Here is a 537-nt window from a genome sequence, read left to right as displayed (position 1 = left end):
CGCGCGCATCGCCTCCACCTTGCGCGGCTCGGTGCCGATGCCGAGCCGTTCGCACATCTGCTTGCACCGCACCGGGGCACCGGCCTCGGCCACCTCCTGCAGCACCCGCTGGTACTCAGCCGACAGATCCGCAGGTCCGGATGCGTCCTTGCGGTACGGCACCACCCGCCCCGGCTCCGCCACGGCGGCCGTGGCCGAATCGCTTCCCCCACCGCCCGGCTCCGCCGCCTCGTCCTCGGCGAGCAGTTGCGTCACGACCTGCCCGGCCGCGGCGACCCGGGCCAGCTCGTCCTCGACCTCCGCCAGCTGCCTGCCCAGCAGTTCGGCCTGCTCAGCGAGCTGGGCACGGCGCGCATTGATCCGCTCCAGTATCGGCTCCACCGATCCCCCTGCTACACGAGTGACTCCACTGTCACGGATGGTAGCCGCGCCCGTGCTCGGCGCGCATACAAAACAGACAGCGCCCAACGACCCCTGACGGATGATCAAGACCGACGATCATGCGGCACTGCCAGCACGAGTACACCCCACCGCCAC

Annotated in this window: 1 protein-coding gene; it reads right to left on the bottom strand. The window is 70.6% G+C overall.

All coding sequences use genetic code 11. From position 1 onward, the window contains the following. Positions 1–381 (bottom strand): hypothetical protein (locus FCI23_RS56040; protein WP_136731812.1); only part of this gene is annotated, 381 nt, incomplete at its 3' end. Between the last annotated feature and the right edge of the window lie 156 nt (positions 382–537).

Source organism: Actinacidiphila oryziradicis (genome assembly GCF_005047355.1).
Lineage (GTDB): Bacteria > Actinomycetota > Actinomycetes > Streptomycetales > Streptomycetaceae > Actinacidiphila > Actinacidiphila oryziradicis.
Note: the sequence above shows the minus strand (reverse complement) of the source record. Positions and strands in the feature narration are given on the sequence as shown.